Origin of the sequence: Sphingomonas sp. FARSPH (assembly GCF_003355005.1) — a bacterium.
GTDB lineage: Bacteria > Pseudomonadota > Alphaproteobacteria > Sphingomonadales > Sphingomonadaceae > Sphingomonas.
Map to the genome: position 1 here is coordinate 1311475 of NZ_CP029985.1, position 21560 is coordinate 1333034.

A 21560-nucleotide genomic window follows, 5' to 3' on the forward strand; every position below is an offset into this window, starting at 1 on the left:
ATCGCCGCTCGGGCTTAAATAAACGCTACCGTACCGACGACTGGTGATTCGTGTCGCATGGAGAGCATGCGCGCTTACCGAATGCGTGAGCCGGCGCCGGAATCGGTCGTCAATGCCCGGCCGCGCCCAGCCGCCGGAGATAGGCCAACACCGCCGCATGACCGGTATCGCTGAGCGAGATTTCCATCCGCCGCCGGTCGGTCGGATCGATGACGCGATCGATCAGCTTCAGCTTGTGAAGATGATCGATCCAGCGCTGCGACGTGGTGACCGGCGCATTGGCACTGCCGACCAGCGTCTTCACGTTCATCGTCTGGCGTTCCTCATGCGCGACGAACAGCGCCAGCAGCATGTCCCAAGCGGGTTCGTGGAACAGTTCCGCAGGAAAATAGTCGAAGCGCGCGCTGCGTTGTGCGAGCAGCTGGCGTGCGACGTCGGACGCATCGCGGTTGTGCCCGGAGGATGCCAGCGACGTCTGCTGCGCCAACCTATCCGCCCGATGGCCGAACTCGACCGCGATCGCAGACAATTGCGTGCTAAGCTGTCTGACGAGCACCGCGATCGATTCTTCCGCCACGAAGCACTCCCCAGTTGCAAGCGTGATGCTTACCTATTCACGGGACGCACAAAAAAACAAGTTCCTCCCGATATATCGCCATTGTGCCCGATGGTTCCACTTGCATCATAATGGAGGTTGTTGGGTGCCCGGGCGACGGTTGCGTACCCGCCGAAACGATGCGGCGTTCCGCGCGGCGGCGCGTTATAGCACCGGCGCGTGGCGATCGCCGCCTTTTCCGCGCTGAAATTCCGTCATGAAAGGATCGCGTTGTCCGCCTATCTTCACGCCGTCGGCACCGCGACGCCGCCGCATGATATCCACGCGGCGTTCGCGAGCTGGGCGGCGACGCGTCTTGCGCCCCGGGACCGTCCCCTGTTCGCACGGATGGCGGCGCGGGCGGGCATTGCGCATCGCTGGTCGGTGCTTGCCGACCCGGTCGGGCCCGACGGTTTCTACGCCGGTCCGATGCCCGGGACGGGCACGCGCATGCAGGTCTACGCCGAACACGCGCCCACGCTCGCGCTCGCTGCGATCGCCGCGCTGCACCGCCGCGCCGACTGCGCCGGCATCACGCACCTGGTGGTGGCAAGCTGCACCGGTTTCGTCGCGCCGGGCATCGACCAGTTGCTGGCGGCGGCGCTGGGCCTGTCGCCCGAGGTCGAGCGCACGCTGATCGGGTTCATGGGCTGCTACGCCGCGGTCGCCGCGCTGCGCACCGCCCGCCACATCGTCCGCTCCGAACACGCGGCGCGCGTGCTGGTCGTCACCGTAGAACTGTCCACCCTGCACCTGCAGGACATTGCGGAGGTCGCACCGCTGCTCGCGATGCTGCAGTTCGGCGATGGCGCCGCGGCGGCGCTGGTCACCGGCGAGCCCGGCGGCATCATGCTCGGCCAGCCGTTCGCGACGACACTGGCCGACAGCGCCGACCTGATCCGCTGGACGATCACCGACCAGGGTTTCGCGATGCATCTGGACGGCGCGGTGCCCGGCCGCATCGGCCAGGCGCTCGCCGATCCCGCGCTCGTCGCACGCATCACACAGGGCGCAGTGCCCGCCGACCTGTTCTGGGCGGTGCATGCCGGCGGGCGGTCGATCCTCGATGCGGTGGAACAGGCGTTGGGCCTGTCGCCCGACGCGCTCGCCGCCTCGCGCCGCGTGCTGGCGGAGCGCGGCAACATGTCGTCGACGACGCTGATGGCGGTACTGGAGGCGATGCTCGCCGACCCGCCCGCGCAGGATCGCGGCGTCGCGCTCGCCTTCGGACCGGGCCTCGCCGCCGAGGGGCTGGCGCTGGAGCGCGTCGGATGACCCTGTCGCGCCGCGCCGAAGCGGAAGAGCTGATGGATGCCGACGACCTGCCCGTGGACACCTATGCCGCGGTCGTCGCCGATCTCGCGCGGGTCAACACGGTCACGCTCGCGCGCCGTCCGACGCTCGCCTTCCTCGCCCGCGCCGCGCGGGGCCGCGACCGTCTGCGCGTGCTCGACGTCGGTTTCGGCGACGGCGATATGCTGCGCGCGATCGCGGTCTGGGCGCGCCGGCGCCGGCTCGCGGTCGATCTGGTCGGCGTCGATCTCAACCCGCGCAGCGAGGCGGCGGCGCGACGCCACACGCCGGCCGACGCGCCGATCCGCTACGTGACGGGCGACTATGCCGACCTCGCCGGCCAGCGATGGGACGTCGTCGTCAGCAGCCTCGTCGCGCATCACATGACCCGCGAGCAGCTGATTGCGTTTTTGCGCTTCATGGAGGCCGAATCGCGGATCGGCTGGTTCGTCAACGACCTCCATCGCCACGGCGTCGCGCATGCGGGCTTTCCGCTGCTCGCCCGCCTTGCCCGCTGGCACCCGATCGTGCGCCACGACGGCCGGTTGTCGATCGCGCGCAGCTATCGCCCCGCCGAATGGCCGCCGCTGCTCGCCGCCGCAGGCGTTGCCGACGCGCGCGTCTTTCGCGCCTTTCCGTTCCGGTTATGCGTCGAACGCCGGCGCTGATCGTCGGCGGCGGGCCCGCGGGCAGCGCGGCGGCGATCACGCTGGCGCGCGGCGGCGTGCGGCCGCTGGTGCTCGAACGCTATGCGGCGGCCGATGCGATCTGCGGCGGGTTCGTCAGCTGGCGCACGCTCGCGCGGCTGGAGGCGCTGGGCGTCGACCCGGCCGCGCTCGGCGGTGATCCGATCGATCGCGTGACGCTGTTCGCCGGGCGCCACCGCCGCACCGCGCCGCTGCCCGGCGGCGGCATGGGCGTATCGCGCCGCCGCCTCGACACGATGCTGCGCGCCGCCGCGGCGCGGTCCGGCGCCGCGATCGAGGCGGGGGTTACGGTACGCACGATCGCGGACGGCATCGCGCGCCTCGCCGACGGCGCGGACATCGCGGGCGAGGCGATCTTCCTCGCCACCGGCAAGCACGACCTGCGCGGCCTGGCGCGCCCGGCACAGGCGCGGGGCGAAGACCCGACGCTCGGCCTGCGCGTCCGCCTGTCGCCTTCGCCCGCGAATCGCGCCGCGCTCGCCGGGCGGGTCGAATTGCACCTGTTCGATCGCGGCTATGTCGGCATCGTGCTGCAGGAGGACGGCAGCGCGAACCTGTGCCTCGCGGTCCACCGCTCGCGTCTTGCGGCCGCGGGCAGCCCCGCCGCGCTGCTCGCCAGCCTCGCGGCCGAGGCGCCCGTGCTCGCCGAGCGGCTCGCCGATCTCGACGACGACCTGCCGATCGATGCCATCGCCAACGTCCCCTATGGCTGGCGCGCGCGCGGGACGGAGCCCGGCTTGTACCGGCTGGGCGATCAGGCGGGCGTCATTCCCTCGCTCGCGGGCGAGGGCATGGGCATTGCGGTCGCCAGCGGTGTCGCCGCGGCGGACGCCTGCCTTGCCGGCGAATCCGCCCCGGACTGGCAGGCGCGCTTCGCCCGCCGCCTTGCGGCACCGATCGCGATCGCGGGCGCCGCGCGCACGCTGGCGGAAAGCCGCTGGGCCGCGCCGTTCGTGCCGCTGCTGCCGCCCGGACTGATCGGCATGGTCGCGCGCGCGACGCGCGTCGGACGATGATCTTGACGCGCTGCCCCGCGCCCGGAACAACCGACGCATGGACCAGCTGAATCTGTCCGAGGTGGAGTGGCGCAAGCGCCTGTCACCCTCGCAATATCATGTCCTGCGCGAGGCGGCGACGGAGCCCGCCTTTTCCGGCACGCTGACCGATCACGCCGCCGACGGCCTCTACCATTGCGCCGCCTGCCACCTGCCGCTGTTCGACGCGGCGGACAAATACGATTCGGGATCGGGCTGGCCCGCCTTCACGCAGCCGATCGATGCGGAGCGGACGACGGACCACGTCGGCGAGTATCAGGGGACGACCCGGACGGAGACGCGATGCGCGCGATGCGACAGCCACCTCGGCCATGTCATCGCCGACGGGCCGCCGCCCACCGGCCTGCGCTATCGCATCAACAGCATCGCACTGGAATTTCGCGGTCGCCCGGCGACCGCCTGATCGCTTGCCGCCGTACCCGTTAACGCGTATTCGCCACGACTGCTCATGGCCCGTGCGCGTACTCCCCGCTCCGCCCCGCGATCCCCCTGGCGCCGCCGGCTGATCGTCACGCTGCAATTGCTGGTCGGCCTTGCCGTGCTCGCCATCGGCGCGCTCGTCATCGCCGTCTATGTCGCGCGCTCGCAACTGCCCAGTTTCGACCAGCTCAAATCCTCGCCGAACGGCCAGATGATCCGCGTCCACGCCGCGGACGGGACGGTGATCGCCGCGCTCGGCCCCAGCTACGGCGAATGGCTGACCTACGGCCAGATCCCGCAGGTGATGCGCGAGGCGACGGTCGCGGTCGAGGATCGCCGCTTCCGCAGCCATCCCGGCGTCGACCCGATCGGCATTCTGCGCTCGGTTCAGGTCCGCTACGAACGCGGCCGCTGGGTGCAGGGCGGATCGACCATCACGCAGCAGCTCGCGCGCAACGTCTTCCTCAACAACCAGAAGAAGTTCGGCCGCAAGTTCCGCGAATGGATCCTCGCGCTCGCGCTCGAACGCAAATTCTCGAAGGACGAGATCCTCGAGCTGTACTTGAACAAGATGTATTATGGCGGCGGCACCTATGGCATCGACGCCGCGTCTCGGAAGTTCTTCGGCCACAGCGCGAACAGCCTGAGCCTGGGCGAGGCGGCGGTGATCGCCGGCCTGGTCAAGGCGCCGTCCAACTATTCGCCGACCGCAGACGTCGACGCCGCCAAGGGCCGCGCGGGCGTCGTGTTGCAACAGATGGTCCGCGCCGGCGACATCACGCAGGCCGAGGCCGACGGCGCCGATGTCGCCGACCTCAAGTTGACGCCGGAGAAGCAGCAGAATTCGGCGCGTTACTTCACCGACTGGGCGCTGCCGCAGCTCGACACGCTGATCGACGAGACGCAGGCGCCGCTGGAGGTGTGGACGACGCTCGACCCGGCGATGCAGCGGTCCGCCGACGCCGCGATCCGCGCCAATGCCCCCGACGGTGTGCAGGGCGCGCTCGTCAGCCTCGATCGCGACGGCGCGGTGCGCGCGATGGTCGGCGGCAAGGACTATATCACCTCGATCTACAACCGCGCGACGCAGGCGGTGCGCCAGCCCGGGTCGGCGTTCAAGCTGTTCGTCTACCTCGCCGCGCTGGAGGCGGGGCACAAGCCTGAGGATACGATCGTCGACGAACCCGTCACGATCAACGGCTGGAGCCCGCGCAACGATTCGCGCCGCAATTCCGGCCCGGTCAGCCTGCGCACTGCCTTCGCCTATTCGCTCAACACGGTCGCGGCGAAGCTGGGGCAGGAGGTGGGCTTCACCACCGTCGCCGACATGGCGCGCCGGTTCGGCATCACCACGCCGATCAACACGCATCCCGCGATGGTGCTCGGCACGTCGGACGTGCGGCTGATCGACATGACGCGCGCCTTCGCCAGCGTCGCGGCAAAGGGCGTCGCGATCGCGCCTTATGGCATCACCCGCGTCACCGCGAACGGCCAGACGATCTACACGCACGAGGTCGATCGCAGCCACGTGCTCGTCGCGCCCTATGTCGCCGCCGAGATGATCGACCTGCTTCAGACGACGGTCAACACGGGCACGGGCCGCGCCGCGCAGATCGGCCGCCCGGTCGCGGGCAAGACCGGGACGACCACCTCCTTGAAGGACGGCTGGTTCCTCGGATTCTCGTCGGGGCTGACGACGGGGGTGTGGATGGGCCGCGACGATGCGCGCCCGGTCACGGGCCTGCACGGCGGCACCGCGCCCGCCCGCGCCTTCGCCGATTTCATGAAGCAGGCGGTCGCCAATCGCCCGATTGAACAATTCGACACGCAGGTGACGCTGCCCGAATGGCAGCTGGAGCCCGACGAGGAGAGCTATTTCGGCCAGCCCGACAACGGCGCCGCGATGGTCGATCCCGACGGCAACCCGCTGCCCCCGCAACAGCCGGTGGTGGGCGACGAGCAGGACGGCGACGGGACCACGCCGCCCGCGCCGGGTCAGCCGCAACAGCCGCGCAGCCAGCCGCAACAGCAGCTCGACGATCTGATCGATCGCGTCACCGGCCGCGACGGCCAGCCGCGCGACGATCGGCGCGACGTGCCGCCCGGCCGCCAGCCGCTACCGCGCGGCGAGTTGCAGCAGCAGCGTCAGCCGGACGACCGCCCGACCCAGTGAAGCGCCGCGCCGTGGCTGCGCAGCCACGCGCGCGCCGCGCCCGCATCGCCTTCGAAGATGCGCGCGACCACGCCGTGGAAGGCGGGCGAATGGTCCATATGGACCCGGTGCGCGACCTCGTGCGCCACGGTCGCGCGCCGCACCCAGCCGGGCGCAAGGATCAGCCGCCAGCTGTAACGGATCGCCCCGTCGCCTGCGCAGCTGCCCCAGCGCCCGCGCGGATCGCCGACCGCGACGCTGGCGACGGAAACGCCGGCGCGGGCGGCATATTCGCCGGTCTCGTCGGCGAGCACCGCAAGCGCGCGCTTGCGCAGCCAGCTCTCGACGCGGCGCGGCACCGTCTCGACCGGCCCCGACAGCGACAGCGTATCACCGATCCGCTCGACGCGCCGTCGGCTGCCCGACGTCCAGGCGATCGTCAGCCTCTCGTCAGCGACGGTCAGTGTCGCGCCCGGCGCGAACGGCACCGCCTGCGGCAAGGCCGCCCGCTGCGCCGCGATCCAGTCCGCCTTGCCTTCCGCCCAGGCGAGCGCGGGCTTCAGCGCTGCACGCCTGGGCAGCACGAGGCGCACCGCCCCACTCGCCGGATCGACCACCAGCCGGATGCGCCGCGCGGTCGGGTGGCGGACGACGTCGATCCCGGTCATTTCGGCCGCCTCACAATTCCCGATCGACGACGTGGTTCTCCATATCGCCGACATCGTCCTCGCTCACCGTCCAGCCGCGCACCGACTGGCCGGCGGCGTGGACGCTCTCGCGATCCCCGGAAATCAGATAATGCCAGTCGGGCAGCGGTCGCCCGTCGGCACGCAGACGATAGGCGCAGGTCGACGGCAGCCAGTCGATGTCGCGCACATTGCCCGCGGTCAGTCGCACGCATTCGGGCACATAGGCGCGGCGATGCTTGTAGTCGGAACAGAAGCCGGTGCGCCGGTCGAGCAGGCGGCAGGCGACGTTGGTCGGATAGACCTCGCCCGTCTCCTCGTCCTCCAGCTTGTGGATGCAGCATTTGCCGCAGCCGTCGCACAACGCTTCCCACTGCCCGCGGTCGAGCTGCTCGATCGGCAGCTCCCAGAATTTGGTCATTTCGCCCAGCGTTCGATCTCGTCGGCCACGGCCTGCGGCCCCTTGTCGGCGGGCAGCAACGCCAGCGGCTTGCCGTCCGTATCCATCAGATAGGTCGCGCGGCTGTGGTTCACCAGATAGCCGCCGCCAGGCTGCGTCGCGCCCTTGCCGGAAAAGACGCCGAAGGCCTTCGCGACCGCGGCGATCGTCTGCGGGCTGCCGGTCAGCCCGACCATTTTCGGCGAGAAGGCCGCGACGAACCGCTTGAGCACCGGCGGCGTGTCGCGTTCGGGATCGACGCTGACGAAGATCGGGACGATCCTTCCCGCCAGCGCCGGATTCTTCTTTTCCAGCAACGTCATCGCCTGGCCCACCGTCGCCATGTCGGTCGGGCAGACATCGGGACAGAAGGTATAGCCGAAATACATGATGCGATATTTGCCCGCGAAACTGCGGTCGGTGACGGTGCGCCCGTCCTGATCGGTCAGCGTGAACGGCCCGCCGATCCTGGCCCCCGCCAGCGGCGGCGCGGTCGGCGTCGTGCCCGCATCGTGGCAGGCGACGAGCAGCAGCAGGGCGGCGATCGGGGTGCGGCGCAGAATGTTCATGACCGTGCCAGCCATGATCTGTTACCGGGGCACGAGCAAGCCTGCTTCACCGCTCATGCCTTTCAAGGGATCATCGATGCACGCCCGCCGCCTCAGCCTCGCCCTGTTCCTCGCCGCTCCCCTTGCCCTCGCGACCGCCGTTCCTGCCGCGGCGCAGCAGCAGTCGGAAAGCTACAAGTTCCTGTCCGCGATCGACAAGGAGGACGGCAAGGTCGTCACCGACATGATCGAGGCGCCGGGCAGCACGATCATCAACACGAAACAGGTGACGACCGGCAAGGGCGCGCTCCACATCCTGACCAGCCACGCCGGCTCGCTCTACATGCAATATCTGCTGCAGCATAAGGCGGACCCGAACATCCGCGACGCGAAGGGCAACACGCCGCTGATCCTCGCGACGATGGCGGGGCGCGAGGACCTCGTCTCGCTGCTGCTCACCTACAAGGCGAACCCCAACCTCGCCAACGGCCAGGGCCAGACGCCGCTGATCCTCGCGGTCAACAACCGCGACGTCGACCTCACCCGCCTGCTGCTGAGCAAGGGCGGCGACCCCGACCAGACGGACAATCTGGCGGGCATGTCCGCGCGCGATTATGCGATCCGCGACGCGCGCAACCCGGCGCTGGTCGCGCTGTTCAAGGACCTGCCGAAGAAGACCCGCGCCGCGGTGGCGGGCCCGAAGCTTTAGGCCCCTCTCGGTTATCCCGGCCCATTAGCCGGGCTAACGGCAAGTCAAACCCCGACGAGCGCCGCCACTTCGCCGAAGTCGCTGGCGATCGCATCGACGCCGATCGCGCGCAGCCGGTCGGCATGGTCGACCCCGCAATGCGTCCCCGCGCACAGCCCGATGACGAAGCCGCCCGACGCGACCGCACCCGTCGCACCGACCGGCGAATCCTCCAGGATCGCGCAGCGTTCGATCGGCACGCCGATCGCCGTCGCCCCATACCAATAGAGGTCGGGCGCGGGCTTGCCCTTCGCGACATGCTCGCGCCCGCTGTAGACATGGTCGCCGAACACGTCGGCAAGGCCGATATGGTCCAGATGCCGGCGGATCCATGTGGTGTAGCTCGAGGATACAACCGCCTTGGGCAGGTCGCGCGGCAACGACCGGACGAAGGCGACCGCGCCGGCGACCGCATCGACCCCGTCCGCCATCGCACGCGCATCCTCCGCCGCACGCGCTTCCTCGAAATGCGCCGGCAGCGGCCCGCCGATCCAGCGGCGGATCGCGTCGCGGAAATCCTCGCCGGCGAGGCCCATGAAATGTGCCATCGAATCTTCCGGCGTCGTCGGATGGCCCGCCGCGGTCAGCAGGTCGGCGAGATGCCGGTTGCCGGCAAATTCGCTTTCGATCAGCACGCCGTCGAAGTCGAAGAGGATGCCGTCGAACCTCATGCCACGTTCCCCCGCGCCCCGAACAGCGCGCTGCCGACGCGCACGTGCGTCGCGCCCAGCGTCACCGCAGTCGGATAGTCTGCGGACATGCCCATGCTCAGGCGGTCGAGGCCGTGGTCGCGCGCCAGCTTGGCGAGCAGGGCGAAATAGGGCGCGGGCTCGACGTCCGCGGGCGGTACGCACATCAGCCCGGCGACGGGCAGCCCCACCGCCTTCGCCTGGCCCAGCAGGCCGGGCAGATCGTCGATCGCGCAGCCGCCCTTCTGCGCCTCGTCGCCGATGTTGACCTGGACGAAGCACACGGGGCGCCGGCCGGCCTTGTCCATCGCCTTGGCGAGCGCCGCGACCAGCGACGGGCGATCGACACTGTGGATCGCGTCGAACAGCGCCACCGCCTCGTCCGCCTTGTTCGACTGCAACTGGCCGACGAGGTGGAGTGCGACGTCGGGATAGGCCGCGCGCAGCGCCGGCCATTTCGCCGCCGCCTCCTGCACGCGATTCTCGCCGAACACCCGGTGGCCGGCGGCGAGCAGCGGTTCGATCGCAGGCGCGTCATGCGTCTTGGACACCGCGATCAGCGTCACGTCGCCCGGCGCGCGGCCGGCGGTCTTCGCGGCCTGCGCGATGCCGGCCCGGATCGCGTCGAGGGGAGAATTGGTCTCGGTCATGCGCGCCGCTATAGCGGCAGCGTGCGCGATCTGAACCGCAATCTGAACCCGAAACGCGCCGCCTGGCTGATGACCGACCCGCGCATGGCCGGCGACCTGTTCGCGGCCCTGCACGCGCTGCCGCCGGGCGCAGGCGTCGTCTTTCGCCACCAGCACCTTCCGCGCGCGGAGCGGCATGCGCTGTTCCTGCGCGTTCGCCGCTTGGCGAAGGCACGGCGGTTGCGGGTCAGCGTGGCGGGCGACCTGCCCGGCGCGGGGGCGCACAACCGCCCGCGCGCGCTGACCCATGCCGCGCACGACCGGCGGCAGGCGGTCGCCGCCGCCCGCGCCGGCGCGCGCCATCTGTTCGTCTCCCCCGTCTTCCCCACCCGCTCGCATCCGGGCCATGCCGCGCTCGGCGTCACCCGCGCGCTCTCCGTCGCCCGCAGCCTGCCGGCGCAGGCGGTCGCGCTCGGCGGGATGACGCCGCGCCGCTTCCTGCGACTACGGCACCTGGGCTTTGCGGCATGGGCGGCAATCGATGCGCTCGCGCCCCGCTCGTCATCGGCGGGTCGTGATCCGCAGGTGATCGACGCCGTGCCGTCTCGCCCCTGATCCAGCCGCGAAACCGAGTCGGCCTTGATCCGGCTAAAGCTTTTCTTCCTATTCCGACTATTCCGATAGGATAAGCTCGGCGGCAATGGCGACCGCTTTACCTTCCGCTGCCGCAGCCCCCTATGCCGGGGCGTCGATCAGCGATGCGGTGGCCGCGCTCGGTCAGGCCCGCGACGCATGGCGGGCCCGGCAGAACGCGGCGCATCGCGAGGCGCGCTTCCCTTCGCTCGACGCGATCGACCGGATCGTCACCCTGCTGTCGGAGGCGCTCTACCCGCGCCGCATCGGCCAACTGCGCGGCACGCGGGCGGAGGAGGATCGCTTCGTCGCGGCACGCATCACCGCCGCCTTCGCCGAGCTGGAGCGCGAGGTCGCGCACGAGCTCGGCTATTGGCAGGCCGAATCGGACGCGCGCTTCGATGCCGATCAGCCCGCGACGATCGTGCGCCTGTTCGCCGCGCAGCTCGCCGACATCCGCCGTCTGGTCGACAGCGACATCGACGCCGCGTTCGTCGGCGATCCCGCCGCGCGCAGCACCGACGAAATCCTGCTCTGCTACCCCGGCGCGATCGCCAGCCTGCATCACCGGATCGCGCATCCGCTGCACACGCTCGGCGCGCCGATCGTCGCGCGGCTGATCTCCGAACTCGCCAATGCGCGCACCGGCATCGACATCCATCCCGGCGCGACGATCGGCGAGCGGTTCTTCATCGACCACGGCACCGGCGTCGTGATCGGCGAGACCGCGATCGTCGGGGATCGGGTGCGGCTCTACCAGCATGTCACGCTCGGCGCGCGTACGCCGCTCGGCCTTGGCGGTGATGGCCCGCGCACCCGCTACGCCCGCCACCCGATCGTCGGCGACGACGTCGTCATCTACGCCGGCGCGACGATCCTCGGCCGCGTCACGATCGGCACGGGCGCGACGATCGGCGGCAACGTCTGGCTGCTGTCCGACGTGCCGGCGGGCGCGGTGGTGACGCAGCCGGAGGCGCACGTCCTGCCGCACGGCGCCGCGCATGCCCTGCTCGGCACGCTGGCGGAGCCCGCCGCCTGATGGCCCGCGCCATTCCCTCCGGCCACCGGTCCGAAGGACGCGCGCGCCCGCTCGTCGGCATCGTCTGCTGCAACGAACAGGCGGGCCGCCCGGTGCAAGCGGTGGCGAGCCGCTTCGTCGCCCCGCTCGCGCAGCTTTCCGATGCCGGCGTGTTGCTGATCCCCGCCGTCCCCGAGGCGGTAGACCTCGCCACGCTCGCCGCGATCCTCGATGGGCTGCTGCTCACCGGCGCGCGTTCGCACGTCGCCCCCGCCCGCTACGGCGGCGCCGCGCTGCCCGACGGGCAGCACATCGATCCGGACCGCGACGCGGTCGCGCTCGGGCTTGCGGCGCGGATGATCGAGGCGGGCAAGCCCGTCTTCGGCATCTGCCGTGGTCTTCAGGAGATCAACGTACTGTTCGGCGGATCGCTCGCCCCCACCGCGCGCCATCACCCCGGATCGTGGGACGGCGATTACGATGCCCTGTTCGGCCATGGTCACGACGTCCGGCTCAGCCCCGCCGGCCATCTCGCCGGGGCAACCGGCACGCACCGGCTGCGCGTCAATTCGGTGCATCAGCAGGGGATCGACCGTCTCGGTACCGGCCTGTCGGTCGAGGCGACGGACATCGACGACGGGCTGATCGAGGCGGTGTCCGCCCGCCCCTGCGGCGGCGCGGTACTCGGCGTGCAATGGCATCCCGAATGGGACGTCGACCGCTCGCCCGCCAGCCGCGCCTTCTTCACCCTGCTCGGCGCCGGCGTGCGCGGGCAATGCTTTCACCACGGAGACCAATTATGAAGACACGCATGATCCTGCCGCTCGCGCTCGCGACGACATTCGGGCTCGCCGCCTGCAACGGTGGCAGCAGCGCTGCGAACAACGCCGCCGCGGCGGACGAGACGGTGACGCTCACCGAAGAGGGCGGTGCGGGCAACGACGCGATCGTCGCCGACACGGGCAACCTCGATGCGCCCGCCGACAATCTGGTCCTCCCTGCCGACACGCCCGGCAACACCGGCGCCACCAACGCGCTCTGACCTTTTCACGGACACGCCAAGGATAGCTCCCTAGGCGTCACTGGCGGCCCGGCAATGCTGGTGCCGGGCCGCCTTTTTCCTGCCGCCGCGCCCCTCTATATCGCCGCGCGATGGATCCCCTCCCCACCCTGCAACGCGTGTTCGGCTTCCCCGCTTTCCGGGGGGTGCAGGAGGCGGTGGTCAGCCGCGTCCTCGCCGGCGAGCGCACGCTTGGCGTGATGCCGACCGGCGCGGGCAAGTCGCTCTGCTATCAATTGCCCTCGGTAATGCTGGACGGCACGTGCGTGGTGGTCAGCCCGCTGATCGCGCTGATGCACGACCAGCTCCGCAGCGCGCAGGCGGTCGGCATCCGCGCGGGCACGCTGACCAGCGCCGACGACAATCGCGCCGAAACGATCGCCCGCTTTCGCGCCGGCGAGCTCGACCTGCTGTATGTGGCGCCCGAACGCGCTTCTTCGGGTCATTTCCGCGACCTGCTGGCCAGCGCGAGGCTCAGCCTGTTCGCGATCGACGAGGCGCATTGCGTCAGCGAATGGGGCCACGACTTCCGCCCTGATTATCGCCTGCTCGAACCGTTGATGGATGCGTTTCCCGACGTGCCGCGCCTCGCGCTCACCGCGACGGCGGACGCGCATACCCGCGCCGACATCCTGCAACAGCTCGGCATCCCGCGGGACGGCCTGATCGTCTCCGGCTTCGACCGGCCCAACATCCGCTACACGATCACCCCCAAGGCCAACACCAATAAGCAGATCGCCGACGTCATCGCCGCGACGCCCGGCCCCGGCATCGTCTATGCGCAGACGCGCGCCGCGACCGAGAAACTGGCCGAAGCGCTGGGCCGCACCGGCCGCCCGACGCGCGCCTATCATGCCGGGCTGGAGCCGCACATCCGGGCGAAGAACCAGGCCGATTTCGTGGCATCCGAAGACATGGTGATCTGCGCCACCGTCGCGTTCGGCATGGGGATCGACAAGCCCGACGTCCGCTTCGTCGCGCATGCCGGCCTGCCCAAGTCGATCGAGGCTTATTACCAGGAAACCGGCCGCGCCGGGCGTGACGGCGACCCCGCGGTCGCGCATCTGTTCTGGGGCGCGGAGGATTTCGCGCGCGCGCGCCAGCGGATCGGCGAGGTCGAGCCCGAGCGGCAGGTGGGCGAGCGCACCCGCCTCACCGCGCTCGCCGCGCTCGTCGAAACCGCCGGCTGCCGCCGCCGTATCCTGCTGCGCCATTTCGGCGAGGAGCTGGCGGAGGATTGCGGCAATTGCGACAACTGCCTGGGCTCGCCCGATGCGGTCGATGCGACGACGACCGCGCAGAAATTCCTGTCGGCGGTGTTCCGCACCGGCCAGATGTTCGGCGCGGGCTATATCGAGCAGGTGCTGCTTGGCCAGTCGACCGAGCGCAGCCTGACGAACGGCCACGAAAACCTGTCCGTCTGGGGGATCGTGGAGGGCGAGGAGGCGGCGCTGGTCAAGCCCGTCCACCGCGCGCTGCTGCTGCGCGACGCGCTGCGCACCAATGCGCATGGCGGGCTGGAGTTCGGCCCCGGCGCGCGCGGGTTGCTCAAGGGCGGCGAGCGGCTGTCGCTCGTCATCCCGCCCAAGCGCGTGCGCTCGAAAAAGCGCGGCGAGGCGCCCCCCGTCGCCAACCCCGCCGACCATCCGTTGTTCGAGGCGCTGCGCGCCTGCCGCCGCGATCTCGCCAAGGATGCGGGCGTCCCCCCGTACGTCATCTTCCACGATTCGGTGCTGCGCGACATGGCGGCGCAGCGCCCGACCAGCCGCGCCGCGCTCGCGCTCCTGTCGGGCATCGGCGCGCGCAAGCTCGACGCCTATGGCGAGGCGTTCCTGACCGTGATCCGCGACGCGGCCTGACCGGTGTTCGCGGGCGCGGCGTTTCGCGCGGACCCAGCGTGGCAAATGGGCCGCCGGCCGACCCGCATGGGATGGACCAAACCTCCGGCCCTTTCCCCGATCCTTCCCGACTTGAAGGCGTCACCTTCCCGATCGTTACCGTCCTGCTGGCGTCTAGGCTCAGGACTCATTGGTTGATCCAGAAGATGACGGTTGCAGCGAGAGCGATGGCGGACATGAAGGCGTGAGCGCATCGGTCGTAGCGGGTGTGGATGCGTCGCCAGTCCTTGAGGCGGCCGAACATGTTCTCGATCCTGTGGCGACGCCGGTAGAGGACGGCATCATGCGGGATCGGTGCCTTGCGGCCTTTGCGTGACGGGATGCAGGCGGCAGCGCCGCGTGCGGCGAGCGCCTGACGGAACCAGTCGGCATCGTAGCCGCGATCGGCGAGCAGCACCGGGGCGGGTGGCATCGCCTCGAACATGAGGGCCGCGCCCTTGTAGTCGCTCATCTGCCCTTCGGTGAGCAGCATGACGCGCGGGCGACCACGATCATCGCAGACGGCGTGCAGCTTAGAGTTCAGGCCGCCCCTGGTGCGTCCGATACATCGGGGAAGAGCCCCTTTTTGAGCAGGCTGGCCGCCGTCCGGTGCGCTTTCAGATGCGTGGCATCGATCATCAACTGGTCCGGCGCTCCGCCCTCAGTCGCCAGTCCGGCAAATATCCGGTTAAAGACACCCATCCGGCTCCAGCGGATGAACCGGTTGTAGATCGTCTTGGGCGGGCCGTAAGCCGCTGGCGCATCCCGCCAGCGCAGGCCATTGCGGATCACGAAAATGATCCCGCTGACGATCCGCCGATCATCCACACGCGGCACGCCATGCGACAGCGGAAAGTACGGCTCGATCCGCTGCATCTGCTTGTCCGTCAGCCAGAACAGGTCACTCATTGGCGGCTCCTCCAACGCCAATGAATCAACCCGCAACCCCACACGCAAGCGATTTAATAGGTCCTGATCCTAGAAGGGCAGCGTCGCGAGATCGGGTTCGATCCAACCCCGTCGCGCCGGCACGCTGAACAGCCTCTCGCGGCTCCAATACGCGAAAAGCCAGTCTGGATGACCAAAGCGAGACGCCATCAAGCCTGCATGCACGACATGAAGGGGCGTGTTATCCGGGTGGCTGGCCAAATAGTCGGCCGCGCCGCGCATCGACGCCAAAGTGATCGTATGGTGATAACCGCCCATATCGGTGTTCGCGGTGTTGGTCGCCTCGTTGTACCGGGAAATGAGCGTTCGTATTTCGTCTGCTTCGGTAAGCGCGCGTCGATAGCGACAGAGCCAAAGTGCCGCAGCGAATTGACCCGCATGTGTCCATTCGCTCTTCGGCAGGGTGCGATCGATCACGCCCGACGCGACACGTTCAATCGCGGCTTCGTCCAGAATATGCATTGCCCTGTCGTCTTTGTAAGTAGGCCCAACCGGCATAAAAAAACCCCGCCGATCGGGCGGGGTGGTCAGCGTTTCGTGCTAAGGGATAAGGTCTTCAGCTATCCCATGAGCCGAACGCGCGCGCAAACACCGCCGTATTATTGCGGCCGTGTTGTTGAGCGTTTGCGGTGACGCGGATCATGAGAACCGCGTAACATCGCTCGATGCCGCGCTCAAGCCGATACCAATTCCCCATGCCAACGGGGACGGTCGCGGGGCTTCGCATATGGTTTCGACCATCCTTATCGCTCACCCCGCTGCCCCCCAATTTCGGCTGACGCCCTTCGACCGATCGCGTAAAGGGCTCGCATGGCCGACATCCGCACGATCAACGACAGCATCAGCGTCGCTCCGCAGATCACTCCAGACGACATCGCCGGGCTGAAGGCGGCGGGGTTCGTCGCGATCGTCAACAACCGTCCCGACGACGAGGAGCCCGGCCAGCCGTCGGGCGAGGCGATCCGCGTCGCGGCCGAGGTCGCCGGCCTCGGCTACACCGCGATCCCCGTGACGCATGCGGGCTTCTCGCATCCGCAGCTCGACGCGATGGCACAGGCTTTGGTCGCTGCCGACGGCCCCGTCCTCGCCTATTGCCGGTCGGGCACGCGCAGCTGCAACCTGTGGGCTCTGGCTGCGGCCAAAGCGGGGCGCAATCCGGAATTGCTGGTGATGCAGGCACGCGCCGCGGGCTACGACCTTGGCGGTATCCGCCCGACGCTCGACGCGCTCGCCGCCGCCGCGCCCGCGACCCCCGTGTCCGCGACTGACGCGACGCCGCGCCCGGCATGACCGACCCTGCCTTGCCGATTGCCGCCGCCGGTGCGGGCGCGGCGGTGCCGATCCTCGTGCTCGCCGTCTGGCTGTGGCGTCGCAACCGGCCGGGGCGGCTGTCGACCCCCGAAGAGGCGGCGGCCGCCGCCGACGCCGCGCTCCCCGGCTTTGCGACGCAGGGGGCGGTGATCGGCGCGGACGGCGGCGCCGCGCTCGCGGTCGATGCGCATGGCCGCGTCGCCGCGATGCGCCGGCTAGGCAAGCGGATTATCGTGCGCGAGACGCCGTGGGACAGGTTGCGATCGACGCCGGCGGGGATCGTCGTCGAAACCGGCGACCGCATGCTCGGCACCGTGACGATCGCGGGCGTCGACGCACTCGACATCCGCCGCCTCGCGCCCGCCGATCTGCGCAAGACGGGCTGAGCGCCGGCGCGCCGGCCGCCCGCAACGACCGCTTTTCACGCACGACAAAAAAAGACCCGGTACGTCGCCGTACCGGGCCAAGGTCGTCCGCAGGAGGAACGTCGTGGGGGCGGGGCTCTTTCGGCCCCGCGCCCGATCCGTCAGTAATTGTAGGCGCGCTCGCCATGCTCGTTGATGTCGAGCCCTTCGGCTTCGACTTCCGCCGTCGGGCGCAGGCCCGTCGTCAGCTTGAGCGCGTAGAACAGCACCGCCGAGACGCCGCCCGACCAGACGAGCGTGATGACCACCGCCTCGAGCTGCTTCACGAACTGCGCCGAGATGCTGTAGCTCGCCGCGTCGAACGCCGCCGGGAAGACGGTGTAGTCGAACACGCCCTGGCCGCCGAGCGCCGGCGAGGCGACGACCGCGGTGCCGAGCGCGCCGACGATGCCGCCGACGCAGTGGACGCCGAACACGTCGAGCGTGTCGTCATAGCCGAACTTGTTCTTCACCGTGGTGACGAAGAAGAAGCAGACCGCCGAGACGACGAAGCCGAGGACGATCGAGGTCATCGGTCCGCCGAAGCCCGAGGCCGGGGTGATCGCGACGAGGCCGGCGACCGCACCCGTCGCCGCGCCCAGCAGCGAGGGCTTCTTATGCACGACCTGCTCGATCACCGCCCAGGCGACTGCCGCCGCCGCCGTGGCGACGAAGGTATTGATGAAGGCGACCGCGGTGACGCCGTTCGCTTCCAGGTTGGAGCCCGCGTTGAACCCGAACCAGCCCACCCACAGCAGCGAGGCGCCGATCATCGTCATGGTCAGCGAGTGCGGAGGCATCGGATCCTTCTTGTAGCCCAGCCGCGGCCCCATGATGAGGCAGCCGACCATGCCCGCGATCCCGGCGTTGATGTGCACCACCGTGCCGCCCGCGAAGTCGAGCGCGCCCAGGTTGAACAGGAAGCCGCCATCCGTCTTCGCATCGGGCAGGAAGTCCGGGCCCGCCCAGTACCAGACCATGTGCGCGATCGGGAAATAGACGATCGTCAGCCATGCGACCACGAACAGGATCAGCGGCGTGAACTTCACCCGTTCCGCAAACGCGCCGACGATCAGCGCCGGCGTGATGCAGGCAAAGGTCATCTGGAAGCAGACATAGGCGAATTCGGGGATGTAGACGTTGTTCGAGAAGGTCGCGGCATAGGTCGTGCCGCTGACACCCATCAGAAACGCCTTGGACAGGCCGCCGAAGAAGTGGTTGTCCCCGCCAGAGGTGAAGGCGATGCTGTAGCCCCAGCACACCCAGACCAGGCTGGCGACGCTGACGATCATGAACACCTGCATCAGCACGCTGAGCATGTTCTTGGTCCGCACCAGGCCGCCGTAGAACAGCGCCAGCGCGGGAACCGACATCATCAGCACCAATGCCGACGAGATCAGCATCCAGGTGGTGTCGCCCTTGTTGACCATCGTGGCCATCTGCGTGGCGGTAGGCGCCTTGATCGGCGCGGCCGCGGCGGCGGCCTGCGCCCAGGCGGGCGCGGTGGCCAGCAACCCGGCGAGCGTCGCGCCGGCCGCTGCGATTCTGTGCATCAACGTCATCTTACCCCCCTCAGAGCGCCGAATCGTCGGTTTCGCCGGTGCGGATGCGCACCGCCTGACCCACGTCGAGCACGAAGATCTTGCCGTCGCCGATCGCGCCGGTGTTCGCTGCCGCCTGGATCGCCTCGACCGCACGGTCGGCGAGGCTGGCGGCGCAGACCACCTCGATCTTGATCTTGGGCACCATGTTGGTGCTATATTCCGCACCGCGGTAGATTTCGGTCTGGCCCTTCTGTCGGCCGAACCCCTTGACCTCGGTGACCGTCATCCCCGCCACCCCCAACGTGGTGAGCGCTTCCCTCACCTCGTCGAGCTTGAACGGCTTGATGATCGCAATGACCAGCTTCATCCACGCCCCCTCGCGTTGCACGTCGTGCTGCGTCGCAACGATCGTGCCATTTACGATTTGGCAGGAATTGCGCGGTTTTCGTGCGCGCGGTCGCGCAATCCCGTCAGATTATTGTGCAGATCGCGTCGACTGCCCGAAAATCAGGCAGTACCGACGATCGCCTGCGCCGCGTCCAGCTCGTCCGCGTCGACCATCACGCGTACCGGGATCAGCAGATAACTGCCGTCGGCGATGCTTGCCCCGCCGTCGAAAGCGATCGCCGCAATCCCCTCCGCCGCCAGCCGCCCGACCAGGATGTTGGCAAGGTTGCGGTCGTAGCGACCGAGTTCCACGAGGGCCATGGATGCGCTTTCGTTGACGCGCATCAATCATGCGCATAGTTCTGCCGCATGAAGCACGATCCGATCCGCACCGGCAAGCGAAAGGCCGTGAATTTGTCCCTCGACACGGGCATCGTCGACTTCGCACGCGAACAGGGCATCAACCTGTCGCAAGTGAGCGAAGCGGCGTTGCGCGAGGCGGCCAAGCAGGCGCGCGACAAGCGCTGGATCGAAGAAAACCGGACGAAGATGGAAGGCTGGAACGCCTGGTTCGAGGCGCACGGCATGCCCTTCGAGGAGTTGAGGGTGTGGCCGTGGCGCGACTAGACGTCGTCCGGCTGAAGGGAGGGTCGATCGCAATCGACTGTCAGGCGGATATCCTGAGCCACCTGTCGACGCGTTTCACCGTCCCTCTGCTCCCGCCAGAGCAACTTCCCGACCGGATCGTCGGGCTGCATCCAAGCTTCGACGTCGCGGGACGTCAGTGGATCATGGCCTCGCATCTCGCCGGTGCGATACCGGCGCGCGCGGTAGAAGCGACGATCGCTTCGCTACGTGGTGAAGAATATGCCGTGCAACGCGCACTGGACATGCTGACCGGCAGTTACTGAGCCGTCCCGCCCACCGTCAGCCCCTCGACCAGCAACGTCGGCTGGCCGACGCCCGCCGGGACGCTCTGCCCGCCCTTGCCGCATACGCCGATGCCCTCGTCGAGCGCGAAATCGTTGCCGATCCCGGTCACCTTGGTCAGCACCGTCGGGCCGTCGCCGATCAGCGTCGCACCCTTGATCGGCGCGCCCAGTTTGCCGTCCTCGATCCGATACGCCTCGGTGCAGGAAAAGACGAACTTGCCCGACACGATATCGACCTGCCCGCCGCCGAAGCTCTTGGCGAAGATGCCCGTCTTGACGCGCGACAGCAGCTCGGCGGGATCGTCGCGGCCCCCCTTCATGAACGTGTTGGTCATCCGCGGCATCGGCGCGTGCGCGAAGCTCTCGCGGCGGCCGTTGCCCGTCGCCGCGACGCCCATCAGCCGCGCATTGAGCCGGTCCTGCATGTAACCCTTGAGGATGCCGTCCTCGATCAGCACCGTCTCGCGCGTCGGCGTGCCCTCGTCGTCGATCGACAGCGAGCCGCGCCGGTCGGGAATCGATCCATCGTCGACGATGGTGATCCCCGCCGCGGCTACGCGCTCACCGATCCGGCCCGAAAAGGCGCTGGTGCCCTTGCGGTTGAAATCGCCCTCCAGCCCGTGGCCGATCGCCTCGTGCAGCAGCACGCCCGGCCAGCCCGGCCCGAGCAGCACCGTCATATCGCCCGCCGGCGCCGCGACCGATTCGAGGTTGACCAGCGCCTGCGCCAGCGCCTCGTCGATCGCGCGGTTCCACGTCGCCGGGTCGACCAGCCGGTCGTAGAGATACCGCCCGCCGATCCCGAAGCTGCCCGTCTCGCGCCGGCCGTTGGACTCCGCGACGATCGTCACGTTGAGCCGCACCAACGGCCGCACGTCGGTGGCGACAAAGCCGTCGGGGCGGACGATCTCGACGACGCTCCAGCTGCCCGACAGGCCGACCGAAACCTGCGCGACGCGCGGGTCGCGCGCGCGCGCCGCCGCGTCGATCGTCTGGCACAGGTTCACCTTGTCGACGAAGGGCACGAGGTCAAGCGGATCGGCATCAGTGTAGAGCCGGTGGTTGGTCCCCTGCGGCGCGGGTGCGCGCGCGGCGGTCGAGGGATCGATCAGCGCCATCGTCTCGCCTGCGCGGCGGATCGCCGCCTCGGACAATTCGTTGGCATGCGCGAAGGCGGTCATCTCACCCGACACCGCGCGCAGGCCGAAGCCCGCACCCGTGTCGTAGCTCGCCGTCTTCAGGCGCCCGTCGTCGAAGCCGAACGCCTCCGACCGGCGATATTGCAGATAGAGTTCGCCATCGTCGGCGCGGCCCAGCGTCTCGGCGGTCAGCCGCAACGCCGCCTCCGGGGTCAATTGGTCACGATAGAGGAACGAGCGCGGGTCGGCGGTGACGGTCATGCCCGCCAATATAGGGTGACGTTCGCGCGCGGCTAGCGTTCATGAAGCGGAGCGGACTTTGGGGACGCCGGTCGCTCACCTCGTG

At 69.2% G+C, this 21560-nt stretch carries 27 protein-coding genes; 15 read left to right on the forward strand and 12 right to left on the reverse strand.

Translation table 11 applies throughout. From position 1 onward, the window contains the following. Positions 1–109: 109 nt before the first annotated feature. On the reverse strand, positions 110–577 hold the full coding sequence (locus DM480_RS06370) for a hypothetical protein (RefSeq protein ID WP_115378089.1): 468 nt from the start codon (positions 575–577) through the stop codon (positions 110–112). 243 nt (positions 578–820) lie between these two features. Here DM480_RS06370 and DM480_RS06375 point away from each other — a divergent pair, with 243 nt between their 5' ends. Genes DM480_RS06375 through DM480_RS06395 form a run of 5 tightly spaced genes read left to right on the forward strand, consistent with a single transcriptional unit; the run spans position 821 to position 6243 of the window. Continuing rightward, on the forward strand, positions 821–1870 hold the full coding sequence (locus DM480_RS06375) for a type III polyketide synthase (RefSeq protein WP_115380919.1): 1050 nt from the start codon (positions 821–823) through the stop codon (positions 1868–1870). Further along, entirely contained in the window at positions 1867–2556 is a 690-nt protein-coding gene (locus DM480_RS06380; RefSeq protein ID WP_115378090.1) for a methyltransferase domain-containing protein, read from the forward strand. The genes DM480_RS06375 and DM480_RS06380 overlap by 4 nt, the downstream gene beginning before the upstream one ends. Then, the gene (locus DM480_RS06385) at positions 2535–3611 is read left to right on the forward strand and encodes an NAD(P)/FAD-dependent oxidoreductase (protein ID WP_115378091.1); all 1077 of its coding nucleotides are present in this window, start codon (positions 2535–2537) and stop codon (positions 3609–3611) included. Before DM480_RS06380 ends, DM480_RS06385 begins: the two co-directional genes overlap by 22 nt. A gap of 37 nt (positions 3612–3648) precedes the next feature. Beyond that, positions 3649–4053 (forward strand): peptide-methionine (R)-S-oxide reductase MsrB, encoded by a 405-nt coding sequence (msrB, locus tag DM480_RS06390; protein WP_115378092.1) that lies wholly within the window; start codon positions 3649–3651, stop codon positions 4051–4053. 45 nt (positions 4054–4098) lie between these two features. Next, a complete protein-coding gene (locus tag DM480_RS06395) occupies positions 4099–6243 on the forward strand; it encodes a transglycosylase domain-containing protein (protein WP_115378093.1) in 2145 nt (714 codons plus the stop codon). Here the strand turns inward: DM480_RS06395 and DM480_RS06400 are convergent. The 3 genes from DM480_RS06400 to DM480_RS06410 are packed head-to-tail and all read right to left on the reverse strand — an operon-like array spanning position 6216 to position 7931. After that, entirely contained in the window at positions 6216–6890 is a 675-nt protein-coding gene (locus DM480_RS06400) for a M48 family metallopeptidase (protein WP_115378094.1), read from the reverse strand. The genes DM480_RS06395 and DM480_RS06400 overlap by 28 nt on opposite strands. A gap of 10 nt (positions 6891–6900) precedes the next feature. Continuing rightward, positions 6901–7329: a YcgN family cysteine cluster protein gene (locus DM480_RS06405; protein ID WP_115378095.1), complete on the reverse strand. Its 429-nt coding sequence runs from the start codon at positions 7327–7329 to the stop codon at positions 6901–6903. Continuing rightward, positions 7326–7931, reverse strand: coding sequence for an SCO family protein (locus tag DM480_RS06410; RefSeq protein ID WP_232834145.1), 606 nt, complete (start codon positions 7929–7931; stop codon positions 7326–7328). The genes DM480_RS06405 and DM480_RS06410 overlap by 4 nt, the downstream gene beginning before the upstream one ends. Positions 7932–7992: 61 nt before the next feature. On the opposite strand from DM480_RS06410, the gene DM480_RS06415 reads away from it, so the two are divergent. Further along, entirely contained in the window at positions 7993–8604 is a 612-nt protein-coding gene (locus tag DM480_RS06415; protein WP_115380921.1) for an ankyrin repeat domain-containing protein, read from the forward strand. Between the two features lie 44 nt (positions 8605–8648). Here the strand turns inward: DM480_RS06415 and DM480_RS06420 are convergent, their stop codons facing one another. Both DM480_RS06420 and DM480_RS06425 read right to left on the reverse strand, forming a co-directional pair. Then, positions 8649–9314 (reverse strand): HAD family hydrolase, encoded by a 666-nt coding sequence (locus DM480_RS06420; protein WP_115378097.1) that lies wholly within the window; start codon positions 9312–9314, stop codon positions 8649–8651. After that, positions 9311–9982 carry a YggS family pyridoxal phosphate-dependent enzyme gene (locus tag DM480_RS06425; RefSeq protein WP_115378098.1) on the reverse strand — a complete coding sequence of 224 codons (672 nt, stop codon included), beginning with the start codon at positions 9980–9982 and terminating at the stop codon, positions 9311–9313. Before DM480_RS06425 ends, DM480_RS06420 begins: the two co-directional genes overlap by 4 nt. 21 nt (positions 9983–10003) lie before the next feature. Here DM480_RS06425 and DM480_RS06430 point away from each other — a divergent pair, with 21 nt between their 5' ends. The 5 genes from DM480_RS06430 (at position 10004) to recQ (ending at position 14531) form a co-directional block, all read left to right on the forward strand. After that, on the forward strand, positions 10004–10576 hold the full coding sequence (locus DM480_RS06430) for a thiamine phosphate synthase (RefSeq protein WP_232834146.1): 573 nt from the start codon (positions 10004–10006) through the stop codon (positions 10574–10576). Positions 10577–10661: 85 nt separating this feature from the next. Beyond that, complete coding sequence (gene epsC, locus DM480_RS06435) at positions 10662–11633, forward strand: serine O-acetyltransferase EpsC (protein ID WP_115378099.1); 972 nt, start codon at positions 10662–10664, stop codon at positions 11631–11633. Further along, on the forward strand, positions 11633–12415 hold the full coding sequence (locus DM480_RS06440) for a gamma-glutamyl-gamma-aminobutyrate hydrolase family protein (RefSeq protein ID WP_198665912.1): 783 nt from the start codon (positions 11633–11635) through the stop codon (positions 12413–12415). The genes epsC and DM480_RS06440 overlap by 1 nt, the downstream gene beginning before the upstream one ends. An 8-nt stretch (positions 12416–12423) precedes the next feature. Beyond that, positions 12424–12654, forward strand: a complete 231-nt coding sequence (locus DM480_RS06445) for a hypothetical protein (protein WP_157968777.1) — start codon at positions 12424–12426, stop codon at positions 12652–12654. Between the two features lie 110 nt (positions 12655–12764). Then, on the forward strand, positions 12765–14531 hold the full coding sequence (gene recQ / locus DM480_RS06450; RefSeq protein WP_115378101.1) for a DNA helicase RecQ: 1767 nt from the start codon (positions 12765–12767) through the stop codon (positions 14529–14531). 166 nt (positions 14532–14697) lie between these two features. Here recQ and DM480_RS06455 read toward each other — a convergent pair. Both DM480_RS06455 and DM480_RS06460 read right to left on the reverse strand, forming a co-directional pair. Beyond that, a protein-coding gene (locus DM480_RS06455; protein WP_115378102.1) for an IS5 family transposase occupies positions 14698–15458 on the reverse strand; the annotation gives its coding sequence in 2 pieces (ribosomal slippage) (positions 14698–15125 and positions 15125–15458; 762 coding nt in all). 69 nt (positions 15459–15527) lie between these two features. Continuing rightward, entirely contained in the window at positions 15528–15959 is a 432-nt protein-coding gene (locus DM480_RS06460; RefSeq protein ID WP_115378103.1) for a hypothetical protein, read from the reverse strand. A gap of 348 nt (positions 15960–16307) precedes the next feature. On the opposite strand from DM480_RS06460, the gene DM480_RS06465 reads away from it, so the two are divergent. Together DM480_RS06465 and DM480_RS06470 are read left to right on the forward strand one after the other, a co-directional pair. Then, positions 16308–16787 (forward strand): TIGR01244 family sulfur transferase, encoded by a 480-nt coding sequence (locus tag DM480_RS06465; RefSeq protein WP_115378104.1) that lies wholly within the window; start codon positions 16308–16310, stop codon positions 16785–16787. After that, positions 16784–17194: a hypothetical protein gene (locus DM480_RS06470; protein WP_115378105.1), complete on the forward strand. Its 411-nt coding sequence runs from the start codon at positions 16784–16786 to the stop codon at positions 17192–17194. The genes DM480_RS06465 and DM480_RS06470 overlap by 4 nt, the downstream gene beginning before the upstream one ends. Before the next feature lie 140 nt (positions 17195–17334). Here the strand turns inward: DM480_RS06470 and DM480_RS06475 are convergent, their stop codons facing one another. The 3 genes from DM480_RS06475 to DM480_RS06485 form a co-directional block, all read right to left on the reverse strand. Next, on the reverse strand, positions 17335–18774 hold the full coding sequence (locus DM480_RS06475; RefSeq protein ID WP_198665913.1) for an ammonium transporter: 1440 nt from the start codon (positions 18772–18774) through the stop codon (positions 17335–17337). 10 nt (positions 18775–18784) lie between these two features. Further along, positions 18785–19123 (reverse strand): P-II family nitrogen regulator, encoded by a 339-nt coding sequence (locus tag DM480_RS06480; protein ID WP_115378106.1) that lies wholly within the window; start codon positions 19121–19123, stop codon positions 18785–18787. Between the two features lie 140 nt (positions 19124–19263). Further along, positions 19264–19464: a putative signal transducing protein gene (locus tag DM480_RS06485; protein ID WP_115380929.1), complete on the reverse strand. Its 201-nt coding sequence runs from the start codon at positions 19462–19464 to the stop codon at positions 19264–19266. A gap of 48 nt (positions 19465–19512) precedes the next feature. On the opposite strand from DM480_RS06485, the gene DM480_RS06490 reads away from it, so the two are divergent. Together DM480_RS06490 and DM480_RS06495 are read left to right on the forward strand one after the other, a co-directional pair. Continuing rightward, positions 19513–19770 carry a type II toxin-antitoxin system CcdA family antitoxin gene (locus tag DM480_RS06490; protein WP_115378107.1) on the forward strand — a complete coding sequence of 86 codons (258 nt, stop codon included), beginning with the start codon at positions 19513–19515 and terminating at the stop codon, positions 19768–19770. Beyond that, complete coding sequence (locus DM480_RS06495; protein ID WP_157968778.1) at positions 19758–20054, forward strand: CcdB family protein; 297 nt, start codon at positions 19758–19760, stop codon at positions 20052–20054. Before DM480_RS06490 ends, DM480_RS06495 begins: the two co-directional genes overlap by 13 nt. On the opposite strand, the gene tldD is transcribed toward DM480_RS06495, so the two are convergent. After that, positions 20048–21475 carry a metalloprotease TldD gene (gene tldD / locus DM480_RS06500; protein WP_115378108.1) on the reverse strand — a complete coding sequence of 476 codons (1428 nt, stop codon included), beginning with the start codon at positions 21473–21475 and terminating at the stop codon, positions 20048–20050. The two genes, DM480_RS06495 and tldD, sit on opposite strands and share 7 nt — an antisense overlap. Positions 21476–21560: the final 85 nt, after the last annotated feature.

Bases quoted from the DNA above. Each gene is read 5' to 3' on its own strand.
- DM480_RS06380 (WP_115378090.1), top strand. From the start codon at position 1,867: ATGACCCTGTCGCGCCGCGCCGAAGCGGAAGAGCTGATGGATGCCGAC.
- DM480_RS06385 (WP_115378091.1), top strand. From the start codon at position 2,535: ATGCGTCGAACGCCGGCGCTGATCGTCGGCGGCGGGCCCGCGGGCAGC.
- msrB (WP_115378092.1), top strand. From the start codon at position 3,649: ATGGACCAGCTGAATCTGTCCGAGGTGGAGTGGCGCAAGCGCCTGTCA.
- DM480_RS06395 (WP_115378093.1), top strand. From the start codon at position 4,099: ATGGCCCGTGCGCGTACTCCCCGCTCCGCCCCGCGATCCCCCTGGCGC.
- DM480_RS06400 (WP_115378094.1), bottom strand. From the start codon at position 6,890: ATGACCGGGATCGACGTCGTCCGCCACCCGACCGCGCGGCGCATCCGG.
- DM480_RS06405 (WP_115378095.1), bottom strand. From the start codon at position 7,329: ATGACCAAATTCTGGGAGCTGCCGATCGAGCAGCTCGACCGCGGGCAG.
- DM480_RS06410 (WP_232834145.1), bottom strand. From the start codon at position 7,931: ATGGCTGGCACGGTCATGAACATTCTGCGCCGCACCCCGATCGCCGCC.
- DM480_RS06415 (WP_115380921.1), top strand. From the start codon at position 7,993: ATGCACGCCCGCCGCCTCAGCCTCGCCCTGTTCCTCGCCGCTCCCCTT.
- DM480_RS06420 (WP_115378097.1), bottom strand. From the start codon at position 9,314: ATGAGGTTCGACGGCATCCTCTTCGACTTCGACGGCGTGCTGATCGAA.
- DM480_RS06425 (WP_115378098.1), bottom strand. From the start codon at position 9,982: ATGACCGAGACCAATTCTCCCCTCGACGCGATCCGGGCCGGCATCGCG.
- epsC (WP_115378099.1), top strand. From the start codon at position 10,662: ATGGCGACCGCTTTACCTTCCGCTGCCGCAGCCCCCTATGCCGGGGCG.
- DM480_RS06440 (WP_198665912.1), top strand. From the start codon at position 11,633: ATGGCCCGCGCCATTCCCTCCGGCCACCGGTCCGAAGGACGCGCGCGC.
- DM480_RS06445 (WP_157968777.1), top strand. From the start codon at position 12,424: ATGATCCTGCCGCTCGCGCTCGCGACGACATTCGGGCTCGCCGCCTGC.
- recQ (WP_115378101.1), top strand. From the start codon at position 12,765: ATGGATCCCCTCCCCACCCTGCAACGCGTGTTCGGCTTCCCCGCTTTC.
- DM480_RS06460 (WP_115378103.1), bottom strand. From the start codon at position 15,959: ATGCATATTCTGGACGAAGCCGCGATTGAACGTGTCGCGTCGGGCGTG.
- DM480_RS06465 (WP_115378104.1), top strand. From the start codon at position 16,308: ATGGCCGACATCCGCACGATCAACGACAGCATCAGCGTCGCTCCGCAG.
- DM480_RS06470 (WP_115378105.1), top strand. From the start codon at position 16,784: ATGACCGACCCTGCCTTGCCGATTGCCGCCGCCGGTGCGGGCGCGGCG.
- DM480_RS06475 (WP_198665913.1), bottom strand. From the start codon at position 18,774: ATGACGTTGATGCACAGAATCGCAGCGGCCGGCGCGACGCTCGCCGGG.
- DM480_RS06480 (WP_115378106.1), bottom strand. From the start codon at position 19,123: ATGAAGCTGGTCATTGCGATCATCAAGCCGTTCAAGCTCGACGAGGTG.
- DM480_RS06485 (WP_115380929.1), bottom strand. From the start codon at position 19,464: ATGGCCCTCGTGGAACTCGGTCGCTACGACCGCAACCTTGCCAACATC.
- DM480_RS06490 (WP_115378107.1), top strand. From the start codon at position 19,513: ATGAAGCACGATCCGATCCGCACCGGCAAGCGAAAGGCCGTGAATTTG.
- tldD (WP_115378108.1), bottom strand. From the start codon at position 21,475: ATGACCGTCACCGCCGACCCGCGCTCGTTCCTCTATCGTGACCAATTG.